Annotated in this window: 34 protein-coding genes and 3 tRNA genes; 4 read left to right on the forward strand and 33 right to left on the reverse strand. The window is 60.9% G+C overall.

Features of this window, described 5'->3' with window-relative positions; genetic code table 11:
• Positions 1–118: 118 nt before the first annotated feature.
• From CE168_RS08170 to CE168_RS08300, 29 genes are all read right to left on the reverse strand, one after another.
• Positions 119–1,075: a major capsid protein gene (locus tag CE168_RS08170; RefSeq protein WP_099571920.1), complete on the reverse strand. Its 957-nt coding sequence runs from the start codon at positions 1,073–1,075 to the stop codon at positions 119–121.
• A gap of 21 nt (positions 1,076–1,096) precedes the next feature.
• A complete protein-coding gene (locus CE168_RS08175) occupies positions 1,097–1,681 on the reverse strand; it encodes a hypothetical protein (RefSeq protein ID WP_099571921.1) in 585 nt (194 codons plus the stop codon).
• A gap of 59 nt (positions 1,682–1,740) precedes the next feature.
• A tRNA-Tyr gene (locus CE168_RS09060) sits at positions 1,741–1,826 on the reverse strand.
• A gap of 64 nt (positions 1,827–1,890) precedes the next feature.
• Positions 1,891–3,234 carry a VG15 protein gene (locus tag CE168_RS08180; RefSeq protein WP_099571922.1) on the reverse strand — a complete coding sequence of 448 codons (1,344 nt, stop codon included), beginning with the start codon at positions 3,232–3,234 and terminating at the stop codon, positions 1,891–1,893.
• On the reverse strand, positions 3,167–4,639 hold the full coding sequence (locus CE168_RS08185; RefSeq protein WP_099571923.1) for a phage portal protein: 1,473 nt from the start codon (positions 4,637–4,639) through the stop codon (positions 3,167–3,169). Before CE168_RS08185 ends, CE168_RS08180 begins: the two co-directional genes overlap by 68 nt.
• Complete coding sequence (locus CE168_RS08190) at positions 4,636–6,093, reverse strand: phage terminase large subunit (protein ID WP_099571924.1); 1,458 nt, start codon at positions 6,091–6,093, stop codon at positions 4,636–4,638. The genes CE168_RS08185 and CE168_RS08190 overlap by 4 nt, the downstream gene beginning before the upstream one ends.
• Complete coding sequence (locus CE168_RS08195; protein WP_099571925.1) at positions 6,053–6,463, reverse strand: hypothetical protein; 411 nt, start codon at positions 6,461–6,463, stop codon at positions 6,053–6,055. Before CE168_RS08195 ends, CE168_RS08190 begins: the two co-directional genes overlap by 41 nt.
• Positions 6,464–6,581: 118 nt before the next feature.
• Entirely contained in the window at positions 6,582–6,914 is a 333-nt protein-coding gene (locus tag CE168_RS08970; RefSeq protein WP_143433419.1) for a hypothetical protein, read from the reverse strand.
• 92 nt (positions 6,915–7,006) lie between these two features.
• Positions 7,007–7,079 (reverse strand) — tRNA-Lys (locus CE168_RS08205).
• Between the two features lie 56 nt (positions 7,080–7,135).
• On the reverse strand, positions 7,136–7,831 hold the full coding sequence (locus tag CE168_RS08210; protein WP_143433421.1) for a hypothetical protein: 696 nt from the start codon (positions 7,829–7,831) through the stop codon (positions 7,136–7,138).
• Positions 7,832–7,969: 138 nt separating this feature from the next.
• Positions 7,970–8,272: a hypothetical protein gene (locus CE168_RS08215; RefSeq protein WP_099571928.1), complete on the reverse strand. Its 303-nt coding sequence runs from the start codon at positions 8,270–8,272 to the stop codon at positions 7,970–7,972.
• Positions 8,273–8,318: 46 nt separating this feature from the next.
• The gene (locus CE168_RS09200) at positions 8,319–8,792 is read right to left on the reverse strand and encodes a crAss001_48 related protein (protein WP_236824371.1); all 474 of its coding nucleotides are present in this window, start codon (positions 8,790–8,792) and stop codon (positions 8,319–8,321) included.
• A 206-nt stretch (positions 8,793–8,998) separates the two neighbouring features.
• A complete protein-coding gene (locus CE168_RS08225; protein ID WP_143433423.1) occupies positions 8,999–9,238 on the reverse strand; it encodes a hypothetical protein in 240 nt (79 codons plus the stop codon).
• A complete protein-coding gene (locus CE168_RS08230; RefSeq protein WP_099571930.1) occupies positions 9,235–9,684 on the reverse strand; it encodes a hypothetical protein in 450 nt (149 codons plus the stop codon). The genes CE168_RS08225 and CE168_RS08230 overlap by 4 nt, the downstream gene beginning before the upstream one ends.
• Positions 9,681–9,815: a hypothetical protein gene (locus tag CE168_RS09280; RefSeq protein WP_272896523.1), complete on the reverse strand. Its 135-nt coding sequence runs from the start codon at positions 9,813–9,815 to the stop codon at positions 9,681–9,683. The genes CE168_RS08230 and CE168_RS09280 overlap by 4 nt, the downstream gene beginning before the upstream one ends.
• Positions 9,812–10,090 carry a hypothetical protein gene (locus CE168_RS08235; RefSeq protein ID WP_099571931.1) on the reverse strand — a complete coding sequence of 93 codons (279 nt, stop codon included), beginning with the start codon at positions 10,088–10,090 and terminating at the stop codon, positions 9,812–9,814. The genes CE168_RS09280 and CE168_RS08235 overlap by 4 nt, the downstream gene beginning before the upstream one ends.
• Complete coding sequence (locus CE168_RS08240) at positions 10,087–10,359, reverse strand: hypothetical protein (RefSeq protein WP_099571932.1); 273 nt, start codon at positions 10,357–10,359, stop codon at positions 10,087–10,089. The genes CE168_RS08235 and CE168_RS08240 overlap by 4 nt, the downstream gene beginning before the upstream one ends.
• Before the next feature lies 1 nt (position 10,360).
• On the reverse strand, positions 10,361–10,612 hold the full coding sequence (locus tag CE168_RS08245) for a hypothetical protein (protein WP_099571933.1): 252 nt from the start codon (positions 10,610–10,612) through the stop codon (positions 10,361–10,363).
• Positions 10,609–10,890, reverse strand: a complete 282-nt coding sequence (locus CE168_RS08250) for a hypothetical protein (RefSeq protein ID WP_099571934.1) — start codon at positions 10,888–10,890, stop codon at positions 10,609–10,611. Before CE168_RS08250 ends, CE168_RS08245 begins: the two co-directional genes overlap by 4 nt.
• An 11-nt stretch (positions 10,891–10,901) precedes the next feature.
• A complete protein-coding gene (locus tag CE168_RS08255; protein ID WP_099571935.1) occupies positions 10,902–11,150 on the reverse strand; it encodes a hypothetical protein in 249 nt (82 codons plus the stop codon).
• Between the two features lie 102 nt (positions 11,151–11,252).
• On the reverse strand, positions 11,253–11,849 hold the full coding sequence (locus CE168_RS08260; RefSeq protein WP_236824372.1) for a hypothetical protein: 597 nt from the start codon (positions 11,847–11,849) through the stop codon (positions 11,253–11,255).
• Positions 11,850–12,087: 238 nt separating this feature from the next.
• The gene (locus CE168_RS09065) at positions 12,088–12,234 is read right to left on the reverse strand and encodes a hypothetical protein (protein WP_180753763.1); all 147 of its coding nucleotides are present in this window, start codon (positions 12,232–12,234) and stop codon (positions 12,088–12,090) included.
• Positions 12,231–12,431, reverse strand: a complete 201-nt coding sequence (locus CE168_RS08270; protein ID WP_099571938.1) for a hypothetical protein — start codon at positions 12,429–12,431, stop codon at positions 12,231–12,233. Before CE168_RS08270 ends, CE168_RS09065 begins: the two co-directional genes overlap by 4 nt.
• On the reverse strand, positions 12,428–13,810 hold the full coding sequence (locus CE168_RS08275; RefSeq protein ID WP_180753764.1) for a ParB/RepB/Spo0J family partition protein: 1,383 nt from the start codon (positions 13,808–13,810) through the stop codon (positions 12,428–12,430). Before CE168_RS08275 ends, CE168_RS08270 begins: the two co-directional genes overlap by 4 nt.
• Positions 13,807–14,796: a hypothetical protein gene (locus CE168_RS08280; RefSeq protein WP_099571940.1), complete on the reverse strand. Its 990-nt coding sequence runs from the start codon at positions 14,794–14,796 to the stop codon at positions 13,807–13,809. Before CE168_RS08280 ends, CE168_RS08275 begins: the two co-directional genes overlap by 4 nt.
• 23 nt (positions 14,797–14,819) lie before the next feature.
• A complete protein-coding gene (locus tag CE168_RS08285) occupies positions 14,820–15,197 on the reverse strand; it encodes a hypothetical protein (RefSeq protein WP_099571941.1) in 378 nt (125 codons plus the stop codon).
• Positions 15,198–15,206: 9 nt separating this feature from the next.
• Entirely contained in the window at positions 15,207–15,782 is a 576-nt protein-coding gene (locus tag CE168_RS08290; RefSeq protein ID WP_099571942.1) for a single-stranded DNA-binding protein, read from the reverse strand.
• Between the two features lies 1 nt (position 15,783).
• On the reverse strand, positions 15,784–16,071 hold the full coding sequence (locus tag CE168_RS08295) for a hypothetical protein (protein WP_099571943.1): 288 nt from the start codon (positions 16,069–16,071) through the stop codon (positions 15,784–15,786).
• 261 nt (positions 16,072–16,332) lie between these two features.
• Positions 16,333–16,545, reverse strand: coding sequence for a hypothetical protein (locus CE168_RS08300; protein ID WP_099571944.1), 213 nt, complete (start codon positions 16,543–16,545; stop codon positions 16,333–16,335).
• 29 nt (positions 16,546–16,574) lie between these two features.
• Here CE168_RS08300 and CE168_RS08305 point away from each other — a divergent pair, with 29 nt between their 5' ends.
• Positions 16,575–17,198 carry a hypothetical protein gene (locus CE168_RS08305; RefSeq protein WP_099571945.1) on the forward strand — a complete coding sequence of 208 codons (624 nt, stop codon included), beginning with the start codon at positions 16,575–16,577 and terminating at the stop codon, positions 17,196–17,198.
• 5 nt (positions 17,199–17,203) lie between these two features.
• Here the strand turns inward: CE168_RS08305 and CE168_RS08310 are convergent, their stop codons facing one another.
• Both CE168_RS08310 and CE168_RS08315 read right to left on the reverse strand, forming a co-directional pair.
• On the reverse strand, positions 17,204–17,404 hold the full coding sequence (locus CE168_RS08310) for a hypothetical protein (protein WP_099571946.1): 201 nt from the start codon (positions 17,402–17,404) through the stop codon (positions 17,204–17,206).
• Entirely contained in the window at positions 17,401–17,673 is a 273-nt protein-coding gene (locus CE168_RS08315) for a helix-turn-helix domain-containing protein (RefSeq protein WP_099571947.1), read from the reverse strand. The genes CE168_RS08310 and CE168_RS08315 overlap by 4 nt, the downstream gene beginning before the upstream one ends.
• Positions 17,674–17,778: 105 nt before the next feature.
• On the opposite strand from CE168_RS08315, the gene CE168_RS08320 reads away from it, so the two are divergent.
• The 3 genes from CE168_RS08320 (at position 17,779) to frc (ending at position 19,916) form a co-directional block, all read left to right on the forward strand.
• On the forward strand, positions 17,779–18,135 hold the full coding sequence (locus tag CE168_RS08320; RefSeq protein ID WP_099571948.1) for a helix-turn-helix transcriptional regulator: 357 nt from the start codon (positions 17,779–17,781) through the stop codon (positions 18,133–18,135).
• Positions 18,110–18,220 (forward strand) — tRNA-OTHER (locus tag CE168_RS09070). Before CE168_RS08320 ends, CE168_RS09070 begins: the two co-directional genes overlap by 26 nt.
• Positions 18,221–18,560: 340 nt before the next feature.
• The gene (gene frc / locus CE168_RS08325) at positions 18,561–19,916 is read left to right on the forward strand and encodes a formyl-CoA transferase (RefSeq protein WP_099571995.1); all 1,356 of its coding nucleotides are present in this window, start codon (positions 18,561–18,563) and stop codon (positions 19,914–19,916) included.
• Positions 19,917–20,141: 225 nt separating this feature from the next.
• On the opposite strand, the gene CE168_RS08330 is transcribed toward frc, so the two are convergent.
• Both CE168_RS08330 and oxc read right to left on the reverse strand, forming a co-directional pair.
• Positions 20,142–21,236 (reverse strand): AEC family transporter, encoded by a 1,095-nt coding sequence (locus CE168_RS08330; RefSeq protein WP_099571949.1) that lies wholly within the window; start codon positions 21,234–21,236, stop codon positions 20,142–20,144.
• Positions 21,237–21,409: 173 nt separating this feature from the next.
• Entirely contained in the window at positions 21,410–23,185 is a 1,776-nt protein-coding gene (gene oxc / locus CE168_RS08335; RefSeq protein WP_099571996.1) for an oxalyl-CoA decarboxylase, read from the reverse strand.
• Positions 23,186–23,195: the final 10 nt, after the last annotated feature.

Here is a 23,195-nt window from a genome sequence, read left to right on the forward strand (position 1 = left end):
GAACGGGGCGGGCTCCTCCGGCTGCGGGTCCGGAGTGGTGACGGGCTCCTCCGGCTGTGCCGGGGTGTCGCCGCCGATTTCCTCGGCCGGTTCCTGTGGGGTGACGTCGAGCTTCCTGTCAGCCATTGACGACTCCCTTCAGTCGTGCTGCGGCCTTGCCGGAGAACACGCCGAGGCCGCAGTAGAACTCGATGCGGGTGCGGTAGGCGGGCTTTTCCTGCAGCTGGCCGAGGTCATCGACCTGCACGCCGCCGTTGGTCAGGCCGGTGACGCCCTGGTCGCCCTCGCTAGAACCGAACTTGACGGCGTAGATGCTGGTGGTGTGGGAATTGGTGCCCTGCGTCTCGTTGTTGTCGAGGATCTCCGTGCCGGCGGTGGTCTGTCCGGCCTCGAGCAGCGGGATGCCGTTCCACTGCATGGCGCGCTTGCCTACGATGTCCTGCTGGAGGGTGGTGTCGTAGGAGATGTGGCGCATGGCGCTTCCGATCTTGCGGATGATGGCGGCGGAGGCATAGATGGCGCCGTTGGTGGGGTTGATGCCGGGGACTGCGCCGAGCAGTTCGTCAAGCTTGTCGAAGAACTTGTGGATGTCGGCGTTGGAGTCGCCGAGGATCGGCATGCCGTTGGTGGCGGCGTCGATGACCTGCTTGCCGGTGAGGCGCTTCTTGAGGCCGTCGAAGCTCTTGGTGTCGACGCCGGAGTCGCCGTTGAAGAAGGTTTCCTGGTACTTGTAGCTGATCGCCTTGACCTTGAGCGTGGTCTGTTCGGCGCGCTGGTCGTTGACGTTGCTGCGGGTCTGCTGGATGAACCTGTCGACGTCCGCGTCGCCGCCGAGGATGACGAGCTTCTCGCTCTTCTGGTTGAAGGTGCCGGTGGACTCGGTGTAGGACTCGTTGACACCGCGGAAGGCGACGCCAGGAAGGGTGGCCTCCTCGTTGTATGCGTAGGCGTTGCCGTCGATGTTCATGAGGGGGATGCGGTCGAGGATCGGGCTGACCTGCGTGAAGGTCTCGAGGACGCCCTTGGCGAGGGTATCGGTGGAGAGCTTCGCGGCCTCGGTGAGGTTGAGTGCCATGGTTGTGTTCCTTTCTGATGGTTATTTGGCCGCGTAGGCTTGCGAGAGGAGCTGCAGCGGCGTCATGCTGCCAGTGGTTGCGGTGGCTGTTTTGCTGGCTGGTGGGGTGGGCAGTCCGATGTTTTGCCTGAGACTGTCCTTGAGCGCCTTCGCGTTTGCTTTGAGTTCGTCTCCGTCGCCTTTGAGCCGGTCGATGACGTCGCGGTCGAGGCCGGTGTCCTTGGCGATCTGGCTGATGAGGGTTTCGCGTTCGGCGGTGGCCTTGAGCGTGGCGATCTCATTTGTCAGCGATTCGATCTTCTTGTCGGCCGCTTCGAGCTTTGCGGCGTTGTCGCTTTCGCCGGCGGCGTATTTGGCGGCTTTGGCCTTGTATTCGTCGTATCCGGCGTATTTGGCTTCGAGTTTCGCTTTTTCCTCTTCGACGCGGGCGGCGAGCGCGTGGCTGAACTCCTTGGCGTTGCTGGTCGTGGTGTTCTTCGCGTTGTCGCCTTCGCCGTTGGTGTTCTGGCCTGCGGGTGGTTCGCCTTCGCCTCCTTGCGGTTCTCCGCCTTCGATGAGGAGGAGGTGGCGCATGAGGTTGCGGCGGTGGCGGGGGATGAAGTTCATTGGTGCTCCTTTGGTTTTTGCGCACGGTTAGCGACGCGGCGTGCGGGGTCCGCGGTGAGTGGCTGGCGCAGGATTCGGACCTGCGTGGCGCGTGTGGCGCGGCCGATTTACAGTCGGCTCCGTTCGGCCTCTTCGGTAGCCAGCCTTGGCTGTGTTATGATTGATGCTGATAAAGGTCTCATTGACACCATTTGGTGACATTGAGGCCTTTATCGTGCTCTGGCGAGTTTTCCGTCGTGGCGGATGATGTAGACTTTTCCGTCGCGGAAGGCCAGGCATCTTCTGATGCAGGCGATGAGGTCTTCGTCTGACATTCCGTCGTTTTCGCTGTTGTCCATGACGACCGTTTTGGCGTCCGGTTTCTTCGATGTCGATTTCAGATGCGAGTTGATGGTGTTTGTCGATGATGTGTTGTTCAGCGTCTTGATCTCGATGCCGTTTTCGAGGTCCGCATATCCTATGTCGTGCGTGCCTTTGCCGTTTTCGTTGGGGACCTTCTTGACGTCGATCTTGAAGGTTGCCTTTACTCCGTTGTCGGCGAGGCGCTGCGCCGTTCGTATTTCGTGCGGGCGGATGTCTGATATTTTCTTCTGGAGTTCCGGCGGGTTGTAGCCGACCGCTGGCGGCGTGCCGGTGTTGAGCCATGTGCGGTCGCGCCATCGCATTTCTGCGAGTTCGAGGTCGCGTTTCCATTTCTTGTATTCGGGGGTTTTGGCCTTCTCTTTGTCGGAGAGGGCTGAGAGGTATTCCTTGTATTTGTCCTGGGTGGTGAGGGTGGATATGGTGTCGGCGCATGACTTGTATTGCCTGTAGAGCGCGTCCGGGTCGTAGCCGGCGATGTGCCGTTCGCCCCATGACGGGACTATGTTGCAGTCGCATCGGCCGTTGTGGAAGCCGCCGCCGAGGCTGGCGGTCTCGCGTGTCAGGTATACGAAGCCGCGTGAGGCGAGCATGACGCAGAACTCGCACGTCTCCCCAACCGGCACCCTGGCCCATCGCGGTTTCGACGGGTCGGATCCGATCTGGTCGAGCATGCCGATGCGGCTGCTTGTGGAGACGACGTGCCGCAGGTACGTCTTCCATTGGTCGAGGTCCGCGTGTTTCGGCCAGAGGTCGTCGATGCGCAGGCCGTATTTGTTGTGGACCTGGCCGTTGGCGTCGGGGATGACGTCTTCGTACCTGAGTCCTGGATAGTCGGTGTTGTTGGATCCTCCGGCGAGTTTCCAGACCGCGCGGCCGGCGTCCGGGAGTGGCTGGCGGTCGAAGTCCGGCAGGTCCTTGCCGAGGTAGTTCGACCATTCGCTTCGGATCTGCTCGAAGTAGTCGGCGGCGGCCTGCGCCGCCTTGTCATTGTAGCTTTCCACTTCTTTGCAGGCGGCTTCCCATCGGCTTTCGTCGTCCGGATACCAGTGTTCGTCGCCCCATATCGAATCCAGGCTCCATCCCGATTCGAGTTTGAGGCGTTCGAGTCGTTGCAGGTAGGCGTCATGCAGTTGGTCGAGCCGTTCGTCCAGGGCTTCCTGCGTCTTCGGCAGCTGGCTGTCCGTTTGCATTGTCGGCTCCTTGCTGCTGGGTGGCTATGGTCTGGTCGATGCGGTCGAGCGCCTGCTGTGCTCGTTTGGCGCGTTGCTCGCGCCGGAGGGTCTGGCGTTGCCGGTCGCTCAGGTCGAGCATGTCGTAGGTGACGTCGCTGTCGGCCGGCAGGATGTTGGCCCCGACTAGTTTCACGGCGGCGTCGGCCGCGGCGGCCCGGCTTGGTGTGGCGGGGTTGCGCCATTGGCTGGATACCGCTGTGGCCTGGCCGTCGCCGGCGATGCGGGCGGCGGTGGCGATGATGCGTTCCCATGCTGGGCCGAAGCGTCTCTGGCAGCTTTCGGCGTTCAGGCAGAGTTCCTTGACCGCCTTGTCGATCGCCTCGGCCGAGCTTGGGTTGTCGGTGAGCACGCCCATGGAGTCGGGCGGCAGGCTGGTGGCCGCGGCGAACATCGAGGCGGTCTGGCGCAGTTGCGCGGCGTGCGGCTCGAAGCTCGCCTGGGTGAACGTGCCGACCTGTGGCAGGTTGCCCTGCTTGTCGCGCGGCAGCGCGAGCACCTGGTCGAGCATGATCTGCCATCGTGGCTTGAGGTTGCCGTCCTTGCCGCGGAACATGTCCTCGGTGACGCCCAGGAAGTATCTGGGAGGGACCGAGTAGAGTTCGGCCTGCACTTCGCTGCGCAGGAAGGTGCGCACGGCGCTGTCGGTCAGGCTCATGACGGTGCGGCTGATGCGTGATCGGCCGAACGGTCGTTTGCTGTCCGGCCGGTATGCGAGCAGTTCGACGGGCAGTCGGCCCTGCCATGCGGTGCGCGCGTACACGGTCCATTGCCAGTCGCGCATCGCGCAGCCGATGAGTTTGCCGGGGAGCATGAGGTAGCATGCGCGGATCTGGCGGCCGTAGGTCTCGTCCTCGTCTATGTCGTAGAGCAGGGCTTCGGTGAGGCCGTGGATGCGGCTGTCCCATGTGCCTGTGGCGACGTCGGCGGGGAACTCCTGGATGATCGCGGCGGGCTCTCCCCTGTCCGGCGTGCCTTGGAGCGCGGCGACGAAGCTGCAGGAGTGCACAAGGGCGTCGGTGTGCGCGTTTTCGGCGGTCTGCGCGAGGTCGTTGGCGTCGAGCAGGTCGCTGACCTGTTTGCTCAGGTCGCTGCCGTCCTGGGTGGTGATGCCGTCGAGCACGACGCGGTTGGCGAGTCCTTCGATGGCTTTTTCCGGCCATCCGACGACGATTTCCACGTCTTTGGCGATTGGTGGGAGGCTGTAGCCGAGGTCGTGGAGTTCGTTGCGGCCGTTGTAGTAGACGGTGCGGATGCGGTTGCGTGTGCGGTGGCGGATGATTTTCGCGGTGAGGCGTCGGAAGGCGTCGTCTTCGTCGGGCGTCAGGCCGGCGACTGTGGCCGGCAGCGGTTCGAGGAGTGTCATGGCAGTTCGATCATCCTTTGTTCTGGTTCGTCGCCCGGCCGTCGGGTGCTGGTGACGGCGCCGTGCAGGGCGAGGGTCGCGGCGACGAGCGGGCTGATGTCGACGTCGGATCCGAGTTTGTTCCATCCGAACGCGCCCTCGACGCCGATCTTGCGGACCGTCGCGCCGGCGACGGCCTGGTCGAGCGGGCGCACGTCCGGCTTGTGGCGCAGTTCGTGGTATTGGAGCATGTCGAGGAGGCGGCCGCATGCCTTGCCCATGTCGCTCGCGCTGGTGACGGTCACGTCGATGCCGGCGGCCTTGAGTGGCGGGATGAGCACGGTGGCCGGCGACTGCGCGTCGATGACGACGGCGGCGAGGTGCGGCCAGCGGCTGGCGAGGAAGTCGACGGGCCATTTGGTGCCGTGTTTTCTGACGCCTTTGAGGGCGGCGATGTCGATGTACGCGGTGCCGTCCTCGTATGCCTGGCATGCGCCGATGGTGATCCATCCGCGGTGGGGCGGCATGTCGATGGCCATGGCCGTCCATCCGCCGGATGCTCGTTCCGGTGTGGCGGCCTGTGCCCAGAGTTCCGGGTCGATGGCCGCGTGTTCGGTGTCCTGGTCCCAGATGCCGAGGGCCTCGCGGCGGAAGCTGTCCTCGCCGAGGTTCTTGAGCATGCGGAGCATGGCGTTGGCGGTCGTGCGGTGCGGGTAGCTCGGGTTGGCCTGGGCCCATGCGTCGGGGTCTGCGGTGTCGCAGTCGCGGTCGGCGCCGAACTCGATCCATGTGCTGTCCGGGTCGTGCGCGAGGCCGGCGGTGCGGCGGTTGGTGAACACTTCGCCGGGGTCGACCGGTCTGGGTGGTGTGCCCATGTGGATGATGAGCGGGTTTTTCGCGGCGTTGGCGGTCGGGATCATGTCCTCGAGGGCTTTTTCGGTGAGGATCTGGGCCTCGTCGAAGATGATGACGTCGACTGCGGCGAAGCCTCGGCCGAAGCCTTGTTCGCGGGCGCCGAAGAGGATGCGGCTGCCGTTGGCGAAGGCGATCTCCTCCTGCCCGTTGGTCTGGCGGATGGCTTTGCAGTGTCGTGATAGGCCGGGGCGTTTGACGAGCGCCTGCATCGATTTGAAGGTTTCGGCCGAGGTTCTGGTGCGGTGCGCGGTCCAGATGACCTTGAGGTTTGGTGTGGTCAGGCACAGGATGACGATGATGGTGCCGACGGTGAATGTCTTGCCGGTCTGTCGGCAGATGCTCATGCCGATGCCGCCGACCGAGCTGGCGTAGGTGCCGTCGGCGCGTTTGGCGAGCATGAGCGTGCCGATGCCTTCCTGCCATCGGTCGAACCGGATGCCGAGCCGGTCGGCGACGCGGCGGACGCGGCCGAAGCCGGTGGTGGCGATGCCGTCGGGGATGTTCAGGATTCGGGCGGCGTCAGATAGTTTCGGCGTCGAAGGGGTCATCTTCGATGCCATCTGCCATCTCCTCCGGGTCGTCGAGTATCGGATCTGGTTCCTTCTCCCGGTCCATCTCGAGCAGTTCCTTGCCGACGGCGAGGAGCTGTTTGCTCAGTCCGGCGACGGCCGTTGCCGGACAGTGCGAGTCCTCGAGGTTGCGCATGAGCGCGGTTCTGCTGACCTCGAGCAGGTCGCGGTATGTGGCCGGCGCGGTCAGCTGCTGTGGCGACGGTTCGTTGGCTGGCGGCGTCGTGGGCGACGTTTGGTGTTGTGGTGAGTGTCTGTGTTTGCTGGCGAGCTTGCGGCAGTTGTCGGAGCAGTATTTGCGTTTGGCGCTGGCGTTTTTCGGCATGGCGTGGCCGCATTGCGCGCAGGTCCGGATCGGCATGGCGCCTCCTTTGCCGTCGATGGTGTCGCCGGCGACGATTATTTTTCGCGGGGAGAGAGATAGGCGCTGCACACGAGGTCGCCGCCGAAACGATGACGGGGGTATCCTCCCGTGGGCTTCACCAGTCGGCGGCCTCGAAGTCGCGCGGCTTCGACGCGGCGGCGGGTTTGCCGCCGGCGAGTCTTCGTTTCACTTCGGCGCGCGCCCATTCGAGCGTGTGCGTGCCTTTGACCGCGTTGCACCAGCGGTGCGCCGGCCCGCTGTTCGCTCGGCAGACGCGGCCGCCGTTGGCGATGGCCACGGTCTCGTCCACGACGAAGCTCCACGGATCCGGAGGCCGCAGACTGTAGTCGATTGGCCTGCCGCAGATGTAGCAGTCGGCGCGGCGAGCTCGATAGTACGCCTGCACCTCCCGCCGGCGGTGGCCGTTACGGTAGCGTGGATTGCTCATGGCATCAGCCACAGGGCGATGAGACAGGCGGCGAACACCACGCACGAGCCGATGGTTAGGATGAGCATGTCCATGCCGCCTCCCTTTTGCGGTGCCCCCACTCGGACTCGAACCGAGGACCCATGGTTTAAAAGACCGCTGCTCTACCGATTGAGCTACAGGGGCTGGATGGTAAAAGAAAAGCACCAGCCCCTCCGGGCATGGTGCAAGTTCTTTACAGATTACGCGGACTCACCCTCTTGCGCAAGCCGCGTGTCGACCAGCTCGGCCTGATTGAATTCCCACACGCCACGGCCGATCCGGCGCGCCTCCGCCAGTCTGCCGCGCGCCAGCCAATTGGACACCTGCTTGCGCGTGGTCCGCAGTCCCGCACGGTCGGTCAGCCAGTCCGCCGCCTCCGCAGGCGAACAGGTCATGACCGCACGGCCCGCGGCATCCACACGGCCCGCCACCAGCATGTCCAGATCGAGACGCTCGCCGCATCCGGGGCACCAGCCATCACGCATACCCTGCGGCACCGCCAACGACGCCGAACAATCCGGACACTGCACGACGGTCACGCGCCCATCCGAAGGCGTGCACAACCTATCGATACGCCGAAGCATCCTATCCAGCCGATCGGCCAGCTCGCCCGCAGCCGGAGAACACACCACACGCGACCACGACCTGCACACCGCCCGATACGCCGGACGCCACCCCTCGACCGGCAACAGCATCCACTTCAAATCCACGCAACCAGCCAACCGAAGCATCAGGCGAGCCGCCTCCTCATACACCTCCAACCAATGCACACTCACCGGCAGACCGACCGAACCTCCACGAACACCACCACAGCGCTCGCCGATATGGGCCTTGCGTTCGGCGAGCGCGCGGAGTTCGGGGATGGTTTTGGCGAGGCTGGTGATTTGTCGTCGCATGTGTTTGGCGCAGGTTTTGCAGAGAGGTGTTTGTGCTTCGGTGCCGCATTGCTGGCATTTGTTCATGATGGTCCCGCTTTCGGCTAGAATGGTGGTTGGTTTCTTGGAGGTTCTGCCGGCTGGTGGGGCCTCTCTTTTTTATTCTCCTTGTTGGGCTATCTTATGCATGAGCATGCGGCTGATTTTGTTTTCCTCGTCCCGTTGGTCGGCTTGGTCGAGCATGTCGGCTGTGTCCTGCATCAGGTGGGCTTGTTTGAGTGCCTTGGATGCTTGGATGGTGGCCATGGTGAGCGCGTGGCTGATCTGGATGTCCTCGCTGCCGCTGAGGGTTTGGATGTCGGCGAGCGCTTCGCTGATGTGTTTCTGCAGTGCGATGGCCTGGCGGCGGATGGTTTCAGCTGCGTTGAGGCGGTTTACGCTTTTGTCGATGTCGTTGCTCATTGCTTGTTCTCCTTTGTTGGTTCGTTTGTGGGGTCGGCCGTGTCGCTCATCGGGTGTCCCTGGCGGCCGTGTCGATGCGCTGGTAGCCGAGGCTGATGCGCTCGATGTTTGCGCGCCTGCGGAGGATGAGCGCGTATTCATCCATGACGTCAAGCTGCCTGCTCAACAGAGCGATCGGGCAGACGAGCTCGAAGTCAAGCGTGCCGTCCGCATACCGCTGCAGCATGTCCCTGAGCCTGCCGGCACGAGCGGTCAAATCACGGTATTCGAAGCGCATCCGCTCCTTATAATCGGATCCTTCGGCGCTCGCGGGTCGCGCTTGGTCGGCGGTGGCGAGCACTTCGATGGCTTGGCGCAGGTATCCGTCGCGGACCCATTCGGGTGCGGTCTGCCATTCCTCGTGAATGATTTCGGTGGAGTCCTTGCGGAGTGCCCATTTGAGTCCGAACAGACGTTCGGCGACGGCTTCGGTGCGCGCGTCGATAGGCGGGAGCGGCGGTTCCAGTGTTTCCTCGCTCATTTCAATTCCTTTCTCTGTTGATTGTGCATGGTCTTCCGGGTCTTGTGCCGCAGCAGCCACATCACCCATCCGGGCACAGTTCGGTCCAGATGGTCAGACGCGAGGACGCGGCGTACAGCTTCCATCACCTGCTGCAGATGACGCAATGCTCTATCCTGCGCAGGCTGACCTCGTATTGCGCCGTTTGTTACGACTGATGCTGTTCATCATTCCGACTCCTTCTCAAGGATGTAGACGATTGTCGGCGGGAATGATGGCTCATAGCATGTGTTCGGCTCCACCTTGTACTCGCCTTTGCCGCCGAGTCCCGGCAACACGTCGGTGCGCATCACGCTCCATCCGTCGGAAAGCAGACCGGCGAGCGCTTCCGTATTCTGCAGCTTCAGCGTGTACGCGCTTCCGCTTGCCGCGTACATAACCGGCACTACCTTAAATTTCCTACTCACCGCTCCGTCTCCTTCTGCTCGTCCAGCCACTTCTCAAAAAGCCGGTAGCTGTCCAGTGGGATGGTTTTGACCGGCTGGAATTTGAGACGCCACATGCAGTCGGCGCACACCTCGGTGAGTGTCTTCGCCTGGCCGCCGTAGATGAGGCCTATGGAATAGACGGGACTTGAACACCACCGGCCGCACAAATCGCAGGTGTGCATATCCTGCGTGACCAATTCGTCGCGCTGCGGCAGGAATGGATTCCCCGCATCCCTTTCCTCCATGGCATCGGCGAGCGCCTTCCTGATCTCGTCCCTGGCGTAGAGGAAGGCGTTGTGTCGGGTCTGGGCGTAGCTGCCGAAGGTGGTATTGCCGTCCCTTGTCGCGGCGCGGACGGCTTCGAGTTCCTGGTCGATGAGTTTGTTGAGCGTGCTGATGGCGATGTCTGCGCCCGTGTTGTTCATTGCTGTCTCTTTTCCTTGTCGTGTTCCGCCACCCATCTGAGCAGGGTGTTGATGGTGATTTCGACCGCTTGGCGTTCCTCGTCGTCTTCCGGCGCGATGTATATGGCGCCGTCCTGGATTCTGATTTTCATCGTGGTTCCTTGTCCGCTCCGCTGACGTGATTCCAGTCGCATGACAGGCCGCCCTGCTTGTAGCCCGAGTAGACGACGCAGTCAACTTTCCTCGTGTCGGACAGTGTGACGATGCATTCCTTGATGTCGTCGCTGGACATTTTGGAGCATGTAGTGCCGGTGGCGGCGATGACGGGGGCCGGGGTCGACGTCTTGGACGCGCTCCCGCATCCTGCGAGCGCGGTGCAGAGGGTGAGGGTGATGGCGGTGAGTGTGGCGCAGATGGTGTTTCTCATTGTTCGTTCCTTTGATGGTGGCTGGCGTGGTGGTTCCAGAGGCGGATGGCCTTGTTGAGGCTTCTGCCGTCGACGTGGAGGATGCATTTGTGCCGGCAGTTGGGGCAGATGCAGCCGTAGATGGTGTTGACCGGTTTGCGGGTTCGGAGTTTGTAGATGGTGCCGAGGGTCAGGATGAGCGGCCGGGACTTGCGGCATGCCGGGCAGGGTGCAGGTCTGCGCCATTTGCGTGGGTTGGTGGCGATTCTGACGGTGTCTGTGTGGTGCATTTCATTCCTTTCCGTAGATGGCGAGGCTTCGTATGCCGTCGCTCATGCTGTTGGAACATGTGTTCGGATCGTGGTCGATGATGTCGTTTCCGATGCCTTGGAAGCGGAGGGTGGCGGCGCCGTCCGGATGTCGGATGAGTTCGAGTCGTCCGTCGATGATGACGTCCTGGTCGGTTTGGGCGATGCAGCGGCGGCCGATCAGGATGGCCGGGTCGGCCGACCGCCATTTATGCAGTGGGACGTTGACGCTCACCGCGGTTCCTCGCCTTCGTTTTCGCCTTGGGCGTCCTTTTCGGCCGCGTCGTAGCCTTCGTCGTACACGTCGTCGAGCAGCGTCTGGAACTCGGGAGATGCGAAGAACGTTCTGATGGCGTCCTTGGCCACGCGCCTCCATGGCTCTTTGCCCTCCATGGGCATTTCGTTCCATGGGCGTGGATGGCGCCGGCCGTTGCTATACCAGCGCAGGTAGATGGCCTCGGCCACCTTGTTCTGCGTCTCCAGACCGATCGGTATGTTCTCCTGGTCTGCCATGATGGCTCCTTTCAGTATGTTTCCGGCGGTTCCGGCGCGGTGCGGTCCGCAATGATGTAGGCGGCGAGCGCGACGCATAGGGTGAGGATGATGAGCAGGACATGCAGGGCGAGCCATTGGATGGGGATCCAGTGGTGGAGGCCGATGCCGATGATCGGCCGGATGATGGCGTGCGGCACGAGCAGCATCGCGGTGAGGGCGAACAGCGTGGCGGACCGGTCGGCGATGCGGTTGGAGATGCGGTTGATGGTCTGTTTCATTCCGAGGTTCCTTTCATAGTTGGCTTGGTACGGTTCATGGCCGGTTGGCCATCCAGCCGATCAGGATGGCGGCGCATAGGAGGATCACTGCCGAGATGCTCATCACCTTGCTGCTTTCGTGGCGACGTATCGGACCGGATGTTCGGAGAGGTGGCGGATGATGCGCGCGTATTGACGGATGTCACAGTCGAGGCATGTGCCGGTGCGGTGGGCGCTGGCAATAGGCGTCTCCTCTTCCGGCCTCACATCCCAGCCGGCGGCTTCGAGACCGGCACGGAGGGTGGCCATGTCGATGCGGTGGTGGTGCAGCGGGAGGTTCGGGCAGAGTCGGCCGATGAAGTCGAGGTCGAACTGCGGGTTGCTGCCTGCCGGATGGAGCGTGAACGATTGCGCGAGGCTGTCGACGTATTCCTCGAGCGCGTTCGCCGTCGCCTCTTCCGTATATCCGCCGTCGAGCGCGACTTCGAGCAGTCCGTTGGCGCAGTGCATGCGCCACGCCTCGAGGTTCCCGTCCGTAACGGATGCCTTGCGGCCTTTCAACCCGATGACGCGGCGGAAACCTCCGACGCACCGCACGCCTCTCATGTCGGTGCAACGCATTTCCACCTCGAGGATCCTGTCATGGTCCGGGTCGAGACCCGTGGTCTCCACGTCCATCCACAGCAGCATGTCCTCTTTGGCTTTTTCCTCGCTCATCATTGGTTTCCTTTCGTTTGGAGGAGAATGATTTCGGTCTGCGTGAGCGGGGTCGCGGTCCCGTCCTGGTTGAGGCGGAGCCATATCCCCTGCCAGTCGCGCACCGGGGTGGTGCGCGGATCTCTGCCGAGCGGGACTATCAGCCCGAGGCGTTCGGCCTCCTTAACGTGCTGGTGGACCCAGCCGTGGCAGCCGGTCGTGCCCGAACCGCACAACTCGACGATGTTGGCCGGACTGTGCCTCACATCCGGATCCGCCGCACGCCGCAGTTGACGGTGATGGCCGGAACGCCCAGGCCAGCGTGACGGGTCATGGATGTTCGTCCCGCACCGCAGGCAATGCCATCCCTGCCGCTCCAACGCGGCACGCTTGGAATCATCGAACTCACTCACAACGCACCCCCTCCTGCATCAGACCGTCGACCAACACCAAACAAGCAGTGCAATTGGCTCTCAACCCGGCCGCCATCGCCACGATGCCGTCATCCGCCTTGCCGCCGGCGAGCGCTCGCAGTTCGATTGTGCTGGCGGTCTGGGCGGTGTCGGTGAGGAGTTGGGCGAGTCTTTCGAGTTGTTTCCTGGTCATTGGTTGTTCTCCTCGTCTTGGTCGGCTTCGCTGATGGCGGCGATGAGCTGGTCGAGGTGGCTGGTCTCGTCGTCGGCGGGCGTGTAGCCGAGGTCTTGGAGGATCTGGTAGTAGCCGGGGATGCGTCTGCTGGTGTCGTTGACGACGGTCCAGTCGGTCGGGTCGATGAACCATTCGAAACGTGCGGCGAGGATGGTCACGGCTTCCATTGGCCAGTCGGCGGTCTGCAGGCTGATGCGCGCGGCCGTGGGGGCGTCTTCGGCTGTGATGCCGCTGATCTTCTCGTATTCCTTGCGGCTGCCGCTGTGTTCGTTCCAGCTGGTGAGGGCGTCGATGAGACCGCCTGGGAAGGGGTCGATGATCTGCAGGAGTCCGAGCTTTGCCGCTGTTTCGATGAGCTGGGCGCGTTTGATGGCGTAGAGGTTGGCGTGGAGCCATGCCATGCGCTTGTCGGCCGAGGTGGCGGCGTATTCCTCGAGCGCGTGCCGGCGGGCGTCGCGTTCGGCTTGTTCGGCGGCTCGTCGGGCTTCCTTTTCGGCGTCGGCGGTCTTGTCGCGGCGGGTCCAGAGGTAGACCTGCTGCGAGACCGTGTGGATGGATACGGCTGCGGGGTTCTGATCGCGGATCTTCTCGATGGCTTCTTCGGGGGTGCTGGTGGACGGGGACATGCAGCCGATGAAGCGCCATTCCGGGTTGCTGTAGGGTGGGTCGGGGATGAGGTTGATGCCGTTGTCGGACTCCACGAGGAGCGCGGCGACCGATTCGACCCATTGCCGGTCGCGGTCGTCGCGTTCGATGTTGCGGAGGATGTAGTCGAAGTTCGAGGTGCCGGCCGCCTGCGCGAGCTTCTTCTGCCTGTCCGGCTGGCCGTCATATCGCGCTATGGCCACGAGCTGGCCGATGGTGAGCTGGCTGAAATCGTCGCGGGTCGCTCTGACCTCGTTGCCGATGCTGGCGGCCTTGGCGCGGTCACGCACGTAGGCGCCGCTTCGGCCGAGCCGGTGGGCGACGCTGGCGGTGGTGGCTCCGAGGTCGAGCATGCCCTGGATGGCGTCGGCCTCCTCCAACACGGTGAGCTGTTCGCGCTGGCAGTTCTCGGTGACCATGGCCTCGAGCTGCTGCAATGGGTCGAGTTGGAGCACGAAGCATGGGACGGCTCCGATTCCGGCCTGTTTGCATGCGGCGAGTCTGCGGTGTCCGGCGATGACGCGGTAGCGGCTGCCGTTGGGTACGATGCTGAGGGGTGTGAGGAGGCCGTTGGTTTTGATGCTGGCGGCGAGGTCGGTCACGTCGCCGATGTTTTTGCGTGGGTTGTCGGGGTGTGGGTCGATGAGGCTCGTGTTGATGAGCTTGATTTCGTTGCTTTGGTAGCTGCTCATTGCTTCTCCTTGCTGGTTTGTTGTTGGTTGAGTTCGTCTGCGCACGCTTGGCATGCCTTCCACCATTCGCTTGGGTTGCCGGTGCGGAGGCTGCCGGTGTGGTCGTATTCGTCCTCATGCGGATCCATGAGCTGGTGGACGTGTTCGCAGTTCCAGGTGTGCTTGTGGCTTGGCGGCGGCGAGATTGGCTCGGGTGCCCAGGTTTCCCATTGGCGGAGCCATGTGTTGAGCCGTGGGATGTGGCCGGTGCGGACTTGACCGTCGTTGACGGCGTGCTTGTAGCGGCGGAGCGCGGTTTGGAGGCGGGTGAGTTCGACGGGGTTTCCGGCGATGGCCGCGTACAGGGCTCTGGCTTCGGCTTCGGTCTTGCGGCCTTTCGCGCCGACGGATCCGGGATAGGCTTCGGCGAAATGGTCGAAGCCGGATTCCGGCGTGGCGGGTTGCTTCGGTTTGCCGGCGGGAGGGGTCGGAGATGGATTATCGGTATAGGTATCGGTTTTATGCCATGTTTTTGCTTGGCTGTCTTCTAGCAACTTGCTAGAAGGTTTGCTACCTGTCTCGCTACTGTTTTGCTCTCCGTTTGCTTGGCTGTTTTCTGGCAAGTCGCCAGACGTTTGCTTGGCTTTCTGGTTGGCGGCCTTGCGGCGTCCTCCCTTGCTTCCGGCCTTGCGGCGCGCCTCGCGTTGCTCTTCGGTCAACACTCTGGGCTCCCTGCATATGCCTTCGGCGTAGACGGGGCGCCAGCCGCCGTCGTGCTCTTCCATGAGGCCGGAGTCGATGAGCTGCTGGAGCTGTTTCATGGTGCCGCCGGCGTCCTTGAGGTCGAGCTTGTCGAAGTGGCCGGGGTATGCGGCCGGGTCCTTGGCCTGCATCGAGACGCCTTTGGAGTGGATGACGCACAGCTTGACCCACAGGCCCACGGTGGCGAGCGGCAGGCGGCGGATGCGCCTGTCGTCGGCCATCTGGTCGTCGATGATGAACCACATATCTCTCTTGCTCCTTCCGTGGTTCAGTCGATCTCGCCGGTGTCCGGATCGACGGTCGCCTCCACGTCACTGTCGTCCATGTCGAGGCTGCGGCGCAGGTCATCGATGAGGATCATCTGCCGTGACGTGGCGGGCTTCGCGCACATGTTCTCCATGGCCAGGCCGGCGTCGAGAATGCGCTGCGCGAGGTCTGCGCAGTCGTACACGGCTTCGGTGATGGCGTGGATGCCGCCCCACTTGTCGATGTGCTCCTTCTTGGTGTGGGTGTCCATGACGGTGCGGCATGCCTTGAGCACCACGGCCGCGGCCTTGGTGACCTGCTGGGTCTTGCCGATGAGGTCGATGAGCGTGTCGGGCGTGGCCTCCTGCGGGATGAGCGCCTGTTGTGCGCTGGCTTTCATTGCTGCTCCTTAGAATTCCGGTTCGGATTCCGGTTTGCCGAAGTCTCCGAATGATGACTGGTCGTCCGACGGCGCGCCCCACGGATCATCGGCCGGAGGCTGGGCGGGTTGCTGTGTCTGCGCCGGCTGTTGCGACCGTTGGCTCCAGCCGCCTGCGCCGGTGTTGACGGTCGGCGTCTGCGCGGCGGGATTGCCGTAGACGGGACCTTGCGGCTGTCGGCTGATGCGGCTGACCTGCGCCGTGGCGTATCTCAGGCTTGGTCCGATTTCGTCGACCCACAGCTCCACGACGGTTCTGTTGGTGCCGTCCTGCGCCTGGTAGGAATGCTGTTGGAGGCGTCCCTGCGCGATGACGCGCATGCCCTTCGCAAGGCTCTGCGCGCAATGCGAGGCCATGTCACGCCATGCCGAGCAGCGCATGAACAGCGCCGGCCCATCCTCGTACTGGCCGGTCTGCTTGTTATATACGCGCGCGGTGTTTGCGATGGTGAAGCTGGCGACCTGCGCGCCCTGACCGGTGGTCCTCAGTTCGGGATCCGCGGTGAGGTTGCCGACGATGGTGATGACGGTCTCCCCTATGGCCATGTCACTCCCCCCTCACGTATCCGGCCGGTTCCGGGCCGAGCTGGCTGGGATCCTTGGCTTTCCACGCGCACTTGGCGCGCAGGCATCCGGCCTCGCGGTCGATGACGATCTCGCCGAAGCGCGCCGGTGCGACCATGGTGAGGTTCCAGCCACGGTCGCGGTTGAGCTGGCTGATGGTCTCGTACAGTTCGGCGAGGAGTTCGGCGGGCGTCATGCCTACGCTGGCGGGTGTGAGCGGCCATTCGAACCACTTCTCGCCTTCCGGTCTGCTTGGTGTTTTGCTTGGCAACGTTTGCCTCCTTTGGATTGGTGTCGTGCCGGGGCGCGGAGTCGAACCGTGCATCCATCCGCCGACGTGACCTCAACACGCCGATCCATGGCGCCCGCATCCTGTCGCGGGCCCCGGCGAAGGCCGGACGGGAGGAGAAGAGAGAAGATGACCCGTCCGGCTGGTTTTAACGTCTTTTCCTTGACGCGCGGGCGGTTCCGGCATGGCCGCGCATGACGAACCACGTCCATGCCGCAATGTGTGCGGAACCGTCCAAGTCCTTCACTGCCGTTGCTCGTCCAGCCAGCGCGCGAAGCGGGGGTCGGAGCACAGGCGGCGCATGATGACGGCCGTCGGGATGAGCACCGCGAACGGCGCGGCGATGAGATGTTCGATCGGGTGAGTACAGGCCGGCGTGCAGTACAGCACCCACATGGCCAGTAGCCACACCGAGAACAGCAGTTGGTGCAGGATGATGCGGACAAGAGCTTTCATCGTTTTGCCTCTGCTTTAGAATCAGTGGAATGGACATCAATGCGGTCACCGGCGTCGTCGGCGCCATCACGGGATTGGTTGGCGGTGTCGCCGGATGCGTCGCCTTGTTCCAAACGCATGCTGGAAACAAGCTCGCCAAGGACGCCAACGACTCGGCGGAAGAAGCCAACGGGATCGCCGCCGACTCGAAGGGGATCGCCGAACACGCCAACGACCTTGCCGGCAAAGCGAACGAGATAGCTGCAGACGCGAACGCGATCAGCCAACGGGCGTTGGCAGTCACTGCCGACCAGACGGTTTACAAGTGGAGGGTCGAGTACGATGGAGAAACTTCCACCATCTTCCTTGTCAACGATTGCGGCAACATCGCACGAGACGTTCATGTGTTCGTCCGCTTTGAAGACCAGACCATTGCGCAGGCGCGCGTCGACAAGACAATGCCGTTCTGCGAGATTGCGCTCGAAAGCAAGTTCTTCTCCAAGCAGATAATCAAAGACCAATCCGAGATCGACGCCATCAACTCCAGAAACGGCTTCTTCTTTGCCAGCATCGGAACATGCCGCGTCACTGTACACGTCACATACACCACCGAACTGGGCAGCAGACGCAACACTGAGATCGAGCAGCGCCTGACCAACGGCCAAAGGCATTGATTCCATCACAGCTCCTTGTTGATGGTGTCGATGACGATGTCCACGAGGTCGGTCACGTCGATGTCCATCGGTCCGACGATGTGACCGAGCGAACGTCTTGCTTCGATTTCGCCCCACCCGTCGCCGGCGGCCGGACGGATGGCGTCGCCCTCGTTCTCAAATTCCCTAAATATCGCTTCGACGCAGGCTTTGCGGATGTTTTTCATTTGTTCTCCTTTTCTTCCCATGGATCCGGCCACGGGGTATCAATGCGGCCGAGCAGATAGTCAGTGGAAACGTTGAAGAAGTCGGCGAGCGCGTTCATATCTTTGAGAGTGAATGAGCGACCGGTGCGATTCTTTTTGTTGCTGTAGGTCTGCTCTGGCATTCCAATCGCTTCGGCGACTTCTCGCTGAGTTAGGTTGCGCTGGCTTTCCAGTTCATCCAGTCGCTCAACGAGAACGTCTCCCGCGATACGATTTCGTTTAGTGTTCATGGCTGCAACTATACACGCACTACACGTTTTCGTTTATCGGCGTGTCGTATTCAAGTCAAGTAAACGAATTTGCGTAACTAACCGATTTCGATTAGTATTAATCGCATGACAGCAACAATCGCACAGAAAATCACCACAGATCCACAGTCTGTGATGCTGCTGAACCTCAACATGTTCATGCAGTTAAAAGGCTTGTATCGCAAGGATCTAGCCGAGTATATGGGTCGTAAACCACAGGCCGTATCTCGCATGTTCATCAGCGGAAGTGCTTGGAGCATTAACGACACATGTAAAGCGGCCGACTTCATTGGCGTGCCGCTGAGCACTCTGCTTGATCCGTCTCTCACACCATCGAAGGCGCTGGACATAATTGGCGAGCGTCACGATGACGAAGGAGGTCTGCCTGTCGCTGACTTGATCAGCGACGGTCGATTACGACGGGGTTGGATACTCGCGGCCTGACAGTTGCCCAGGCCACGCGACCGGCCCTCTGGGGTCGAACATCATAACCCAGAGGTCCATGGTTCAAATCCATGCCCCGCTACCAATGAAAGCTAGGAATTGCAACAATTCCTAGCTTTTTTGTTTTCCGTCAAATCTCACCAAAACCAATTTCTGGACAAAATCTGGACAAAATCCGACAAAAACCGGGTATATCAGCCGAGTTCATCAATCGCATGTGCCGAAAGTATGGCGAAAATGCGCCGGATCCGCCAATCGCATGTGCCGAAAGCGAAGATTGCCGCTCAAGGCTGAAAATCCAACGTTCTCCAAGGTTGCATGCGCTACGTTGACCTCGCCAACCACATATCACCAGATATAAGGAGAACAAGGCAATGCATTATATGAATCAAGCGAACGCGCACAACGCGACGCAGGACACCACAATGCAAGACAGCGCAACGCACGATACGGCAACAAAGGCAACGCAGGACACCGCGCCATTGAAAGGCATCACCGTGATTGACTGGACGCAGGTGCAGTCCGGCCCGTCGTGCACCCAGATGCTCGCATGGATGGGCGCCGACGTCATCAAGGTGGAGAAGGTGCAGGGCGGAGATCCGACACGTAATGAAATGAACGACGTGGATGGCTCGTACTCCCTGTACTTCCTTCAGCTCAATGCCAACAAGAAATCCATCACGCTGAACATGAGAGATCCGGAAGGCAAGAAAATCCTCGCCGAACTCCTGAAGAAAGCCGACGTGTTCGTAGAGAATATCGGCCCGGGAGACGTGGAAAAGCTTGGCTTCGGATGGAATGACGTACATGCGATCAATCCGCGTCTGATCATGGCGTCGCTGAAGGGCTTCAACAAGGGCAGCCGGTTCGAGCATGTCAAGGCGTTCGAGCCGGTCGCGCAGTCCGCGGGCGGTGCCGCTTCCACCACCGGCTGGTATGACGGCGAGCGCAATGTGCCCACGCAGTCCGGCGCCGCATTGGGCGATTCCAACAGCGGAATGCATCTGCTGATCGCCATTCTTTCGGCGCTGTTGCAGCGCGAGCATACCGGTGAGGGTTGCTATGTGTACCAGTCGATGCAGAATGCGGTACTGAACTTGTGCCGTGTCAAGCTGCGCGACCAGTTGATTCTCGACCGTTTGGGCAAGCTTTCCTACTACGACTGCTACCCGAATTATGAGTGGGGCAAGCAAGGCAAAGCCATTCCGCGCGCAGCGAATGCGGAGGGTGGTTTGGTGCTTGGCTGGTGCTACCGCGCGAAAGGCTGGGAGCATGACCCGAACGCTTACGTATATATAGTGGTTCAACAGTCCAAGAAGGGCTTCGAGAATTTCTGCCATGCGATGGGATTCGAGGATTGGCTGACCGACCCGCGTTTCAATACCGCCAATGCGCGTGACGAGCATAAAACCGAGGTGTACCAGCGTGTTGAGGCGTACACCATGCAGTTCGACAAGTACACGCTGACCAAGGAATTAGGTGCGAAGGGCGTGCCGGTCGGCCCGGTGTTGGATTGGTATGAGTTGGAGAACGATCCTGATTTGAATGGGGATGGCACGATTGTGACCATTGACCAGCAGGATGCGCGCGGCGATTTCAAGACGATCGGCATGCCGTTTACGATGAGTAATTTCGTGCCGGATTACCAGCGTGCGCCGAAGCTGGGCGAGCATAACCGTGAGATTCTGCATGCGTTGGGATATGACGACGATCAGATCGCTTCGCTGCGTGATTCCGGTGTGATCGGCGGCAACGATGGTGCGCAGGCTGATTTGAAGTAACGCAAGTTAGCGCGCACTGGCGCACGAATAAGGGCGGATCACAAGATTCGCCCTTATTTGTTATGCGTCACATCCATTGCAGTCCACGCCCCGCACTTCCGCACACAATCACATGTCTTACGTCTTACGGTTTACCGTCACAAAAAGCGCATGCAGTAACGGAACGTTGGAATTTCAACGTTCCGTTACTATATGCGCTTCGTGAGCTACAGTGAGGATACTGAATCAGCCCACGCAGAAGGGGACGAGCCAGATCCACAGCAGACAGGTGGCCGCGAATGCCACCGTGGCGACGGCCGTGGTCGAGGCGCCTTCTTTTACATAAATGTTGTAACGGCTGGAAATAATGATGCCTGAGAACGCCGGCGGCAACGCGACCGCCATCACCAGCATCGAAATCTTGTTCATGTCACCGCCCATGCCACACAACAGCGCCACGCCAAGGAACACTGCAGGCGTCAGAATCAGGCGGAAGAACGTGTTCCAGATGGTTTCCCAACCGAGCGAGAATTTCACCGTGGAAAGCGCGAGGCCCGCGGAAAGCACGGCCACACCGGAATTCGCTTTGGCGATCAGATCGAAGGTCGGCGCCACCTGGCTTGGCACATGAATGCCCACCAACACTAGGAAAATGGCCAATAACGACGCCCAGCAGATCGGTTGCTTCAGTGCGTCGAGCAACGCCTGCAGATTGCCGTTGCGGTTCTTTCCCGTATTCGACGTGCCATGCACCATAAGTTCGGCGGTTTTGTCGGTTGCGGCATCTCGCGCCGGGTCAAGCGTGATATCGCCTTTTGCATTGACCTTTGCATTGACCGCGTTTTCGGCCTGCACGCTAAGCTTCGCTCGGTCTTTGGCCTGGCCGAGGTTGATCAGATACATGCCGATCGGAATGGTCACCACGTTGACCACGATGGAAATAATGGCTATGACGAGATTCGTGCTGACGGTGTTGCCGTAAATCGGATCAAGCACAGCGAATCCAAGGAAACCAATCGTCGGAGATCCTGCGATCAGAGCACAGACGGACGCCTCCTGAATGCTGTGGTGGAACAGCAACCGGCACAGGTAATAGCTCACCATAAACATGACGATGACGCCGATGAAACTGATGGCGGTCAATGTTGCGTCTTTCGCAAGCATTGCACGGGTCGATTTGATGATGGACACAAATAACGCCGCAGGAAGCGCGATATTCAACACAAGTTTATTAAGTCCCTGCCGCTGATCGTCATCAAAATAACTGAATTTTCCACAAATATACCCTAATGCCATAATGACAATAATTGGCACGATGTCGTCAACAAGTATGTTTATCACTGTCGTTCTTTCTTTATATTTTTTTCCATCTGCAATCTTCTGCAATATTGTTTGATTGCTGATATTCCGGATATTGCAGATACGTTGATCGGATCATTGGTTTTCAGGCAGAAAAAGTGGGCGCACGCATTCCACCGTTCGCACGCCCACATGTCATACCGACAGCCGATGCGCTACATGCGAGCGCCGGTCGCGTAGTCGTACATGGTGACTTCGGAATCAACGAGGGCTCCGACCACCGGCTTCGGATTCAACGCTCCGATATTGCCGGATTCCTTGCCCGCATACTGCGCGATCTGCACATGCACGAAGCTTGGCTTGCCTGATTCGACCGCCTCGCCGACCATGCGTTCGACTTCTTCCGGAGTGGTGGCGTAGTAACCTTTACCCCCGAACGCTTCGAGGACCTTCTCGTAATGCGCGTTGTAGGTAAGCGTCAGCGGCGACGGATCACCGTCCGCTCCAAGGTTTTCGAAGTCGCCGCGGTAGATACCGCCGTTGTTGAGCACCACGAAGGTGATGGGCAGCTGGTAGCGGCAGGCCACCTCCACTTCCATACCATCGAAGCCGAATGCGGAATCGCCGCCGATGTACAGCACTTTCTTGCCAGTGGAAAGCGCCGCGCCAATCGCATAGCCGGTGCCGCAGCCCATCACACCCCACGTGCCGCAGTCCAAACGATGGCGCGGTTCGAGCATGTCGATGATGTTGCGGCAATCATCGAGCGAATTGGCTCCCTCATTGGTGAGAATGAGATCTTCATGGTGTTTGTTGTACACCTTTTTGATGGCTCTCAAGGCGTTGAAATGGCTCATGGGCAGCTGATCGGATTGTTCGCGGGTTTCAAATTTCGCCACGTTTTTCGCGCTGGCTTCCTTCAGCACGTTCAGCCAGGTTTCGTCAGCTTTGAACGGGTATTCTTCCAGAGATCCGTTGAGCAGCGTCATGGCGGAACGAATATCCCCCACGATTGGTACGTCGATACTGCGCGTGTTTTCGATTTCTTCCGGATTGATGTCGATTTGGATGAATTTCACATGTTCGTTCCACGTTTTGCCCTGGCCGAACGACAGCATCCAGTTGAGTCGCGCGCCGACCAGCAATACCACGTCGGCGTTGCGTAGCGCGGTGGAACGGCAGCTTGCCGTGCTGTGTGGGTCGGTATCGGGCACTACGCCTTTGGCCATGGACATTGGCTGGAATGGAATATCCGTTTTCTTGACGAATTCGCGGATTTCCTCTTCGGCGCGGGCGATTGCGGCGCCTTTGCCGATCACCATGAGCGGACGTTCGGCCTGCTGCAGCAATGCGAGCGCCGCGTCGATGGATTCGCGTGCCGGCACCATGGCAGGGGCCGGGTCGGTTGCCGTCCACATCAGGCGGTCGGCTTCGCTTTGGCTCAGGGTCTGTGCCACGGTGTCATCGGGGAAATCGATGTACACCGCGCCTGGGCGTCCTGAAGAGGCGATATGCATGGCACGGGCCACCGCGAGCGGAATATCTTCGATGCGGTCGATGCGCAGCGAAGCCTTGCAGAACTGCTTGGCGTAGTTCATCTGGTCGAGGCCTTCGTATTCGCCTTCCTCAAGGTCGACCACATGGCGGGTTGAGGAGCCGCCGATCATGATGACCGGATAGCCGTTCACCGTGGCTTCCAGCAGTGCCGGTAGACCGTTGAGGAATCCAGGAGCAGATACCGTCAACGTGACAGCCGGCCGACCGGTGATGAATCCGTCGGCCGCGGCCGCGTTCACAGCGTCTTCCTCATGGCGCATGCCCACGAATCGCATACCCATACCCTGCGCGATGCGCGCGAAATCGGTGACGGGAATGCCGACCACGCCATACATGTTTCGTATGCCGTTGGCCATCAGCACCCGCGCCAGATAATGCGGCGCATCGGTGACCTTCCGATCATCGGCTCCCTGCCGTTCGGCATCCGCACGCATGCTCGCGACC

The organism is Bifidobacterium sp. N5G01, from assembly GCF_002742425.1.
Taxonomy (GTDB): Bacteria; Actinomycetota; Actinomycetes; order Actinomycetales; family Bifidobacteriaceae; genus Bifidobacterium; species Bifidobacterium hominis.

Coding starts and splice junctions, on each gene's coding strand:
- CE168_RS08170 (WP_099571920.1), bottom strand. CDS start 1,075: ATGGCACTCAACCTCACCGAGGCCGCGAAGCTCTCCACCGATACCCTC.
- CE168_RS08175 (WP_099571921.1), bottom strand. CDS start 1,681: ATGAACTTCATCCCCCGCCACCGCCGCAACCTCATGCGCCACCTCCTC.
- CE168_RS08180 (WP_099571922.1), bottom strand. CDS start 3,234: ATGCAAACGGACAGCCAGCTGCCGAAGACGCAGGAAGCCCTGGACGAA.
- CE168_RS08185 (WP_099571923.1), bottom strand. CDS start 4,639: ATGACACTCCTCGAACCGCTGCCGGCCACAGTCGCCGGCCTGACGCCC.
- CE168_RS08190 (WP_099571924.1), bottom strand. CDS start 6,093: ATGGCATCGAAGATGACCCCTTCGACGCCGAAACTATCTGACGCCGCC.
- CE168_RS08195 (WP_099571925.1), bottom strand. CDS start 6,463: ATGCCGATCCGGACCTGCGCGCAATGCGGCCACGCCATGCCGAAAAAC.
- CE168_RS08970 (WP_143433419.1), bottom strand. CDS start 6,914: ATGAGCAATCCACGCTACCGTAACGGCCACCGCCGGCGGGAGGTGCAG.
- CE168_RS08210 (WP_143433421.1), bottom strand. CDS start 7,831: ATGCGACGACAAATCACCAGCCTCGCCAAAACCATCCCCGAACTCCGC.
- CE168_RS08215 (WP_099571928.1), bottom strand. CDS start 8,272: ATGAGCAACGACATCGACAAAAGCGTAAACCGCCTCAACGCAGCTGAA.
- CE168_RS09200 (WP_236824371.1), bottom strand. CDS start 8,792: ATGAGCGAGGAAACACTGGAACCGCCGCTCCCGCCTATCGACGCGCGC.
- CE168_RS08230 (WP_099571930.1), bottom strand. CDS start 9,684: ATGAACAACACGGGCGCAGACATCGCCATCAGCACGCTCAACAAACTC.
- CE168_RS09280 (WP_272896523.1), bottom strand. CDS start 9,815: ATGAAAATCAGAATCCAGGACGGCGCCATATACATCGCGCCGGAAGAC.
- CE168_RS08235 (WP_099571931.1), bottom strand. CDS start 10,090: ATGAGAAACACCATCTGCGCCACACTCACCGCCATCACCCTCACCCTC.
- CE168_RS08240 (WP_099571932.1), bottom strand. CDS start 10,359: ATGCACCACACAGACACCGTCAGAATCGCCACCAACCCACGCAAATGG.
- CE168_RS08250 (WP_099571934.1), bottom strand. CDS start 10,890: ATGGCAGACCAGGAGAACATACCGATCGGTCTGGAGACGCAGAACAAG.
- CE168_RS08255 (WP_099571935.1), bottom strand. CDS start 11,150: ATGAAACAGACCATCAACCGCATCTCCAACCGCATCGCCGACCGGTCC.
- CE168_RS08260 (WP_236824372.1), bottom strand. CDS start 11,849: ATGATGAGCGAGGAAAAAGCCAAAGAGGACATGCTGCTGTGGATGGAC.
- CE168_RS08270 (WP_099571938.1), bottom strand. CDS start 12,431: ATGACCAGGAAACAACTCGAAAGACTCGCCCAACTCCTCACCGACACC.
- CE168_RS08275 (WP_180753764.1), bottom strand. CDS start 13,810: ATGAGCAGCTACCAAAGCAACGAAATCAAGCTCATCAACACGAGCCTC.
- CE168_RS08280 (WP_099571940.1), bottom strand. CDS start 14,796: ATGTGGTTCATCATCGACGACCAGATGGCCGACGACAGGCGCATCCGC.
- CE168_RS08285 (WP_099571941.1), bottom strand. CDS start 15,197: ATGAAAGCCAGCGCACAACAGGCGCTCATCCCGCAGGAGGCCACGCCC.
- CE168_RS08290 (WP_099571942.1), bottom strand. CDS start 15,782: ATGGCCATAGGGGAGACCGTCATCACCATCGTCGGCAACCTCACCGCG.
- CE168_RS08300 (WP_099571944.1), bottom strand. CDS start 16,545: ATGAAAGCTCTTGTCCGCATCATCCTGCACCAACTGCTGTTCTCGGTG.
- CE168_RS08305 (WP_099571945.1), top strand. CDS start 16,575: ATGGACATCAATGCGGTCACCGGCGTCGTCGGCGCCATCACGGGATTG.
- CE168_RS08310 (WP_099571946.1), bottom strand. CDS start 17,404: ATGAAAAACATCCGCAAAGCCTGCGTCGAAGCGATATTTAGGGAATTT.
- CE168_RS08315 (WP_099571947.1), bottom strand. CDS start 17,673: ATGAACACTAAACGAAATCGTATCGCGGGAGACGTTCTCGTTGAGCGA.
- CE168_RS08320 (WP_099571948.1), top strand. CDS start 17,779: ATGACAGCAACAATCGCACAGAAAATCACCACAGATCCACAGTCTGTG.
- frc (WP_099571995.1), top strand. CDS start 18,561: ATGCAAGACAGCGCAACGCACGATACGGCAACAAAGGCAACGCAGGAC.
- oxc (WP_099571996.1), bottom strand. CDS start 23,185: ATGCGTGCGGATGCCGAACGGCAGGGAGCCGATGATCGGAAGGTCACC.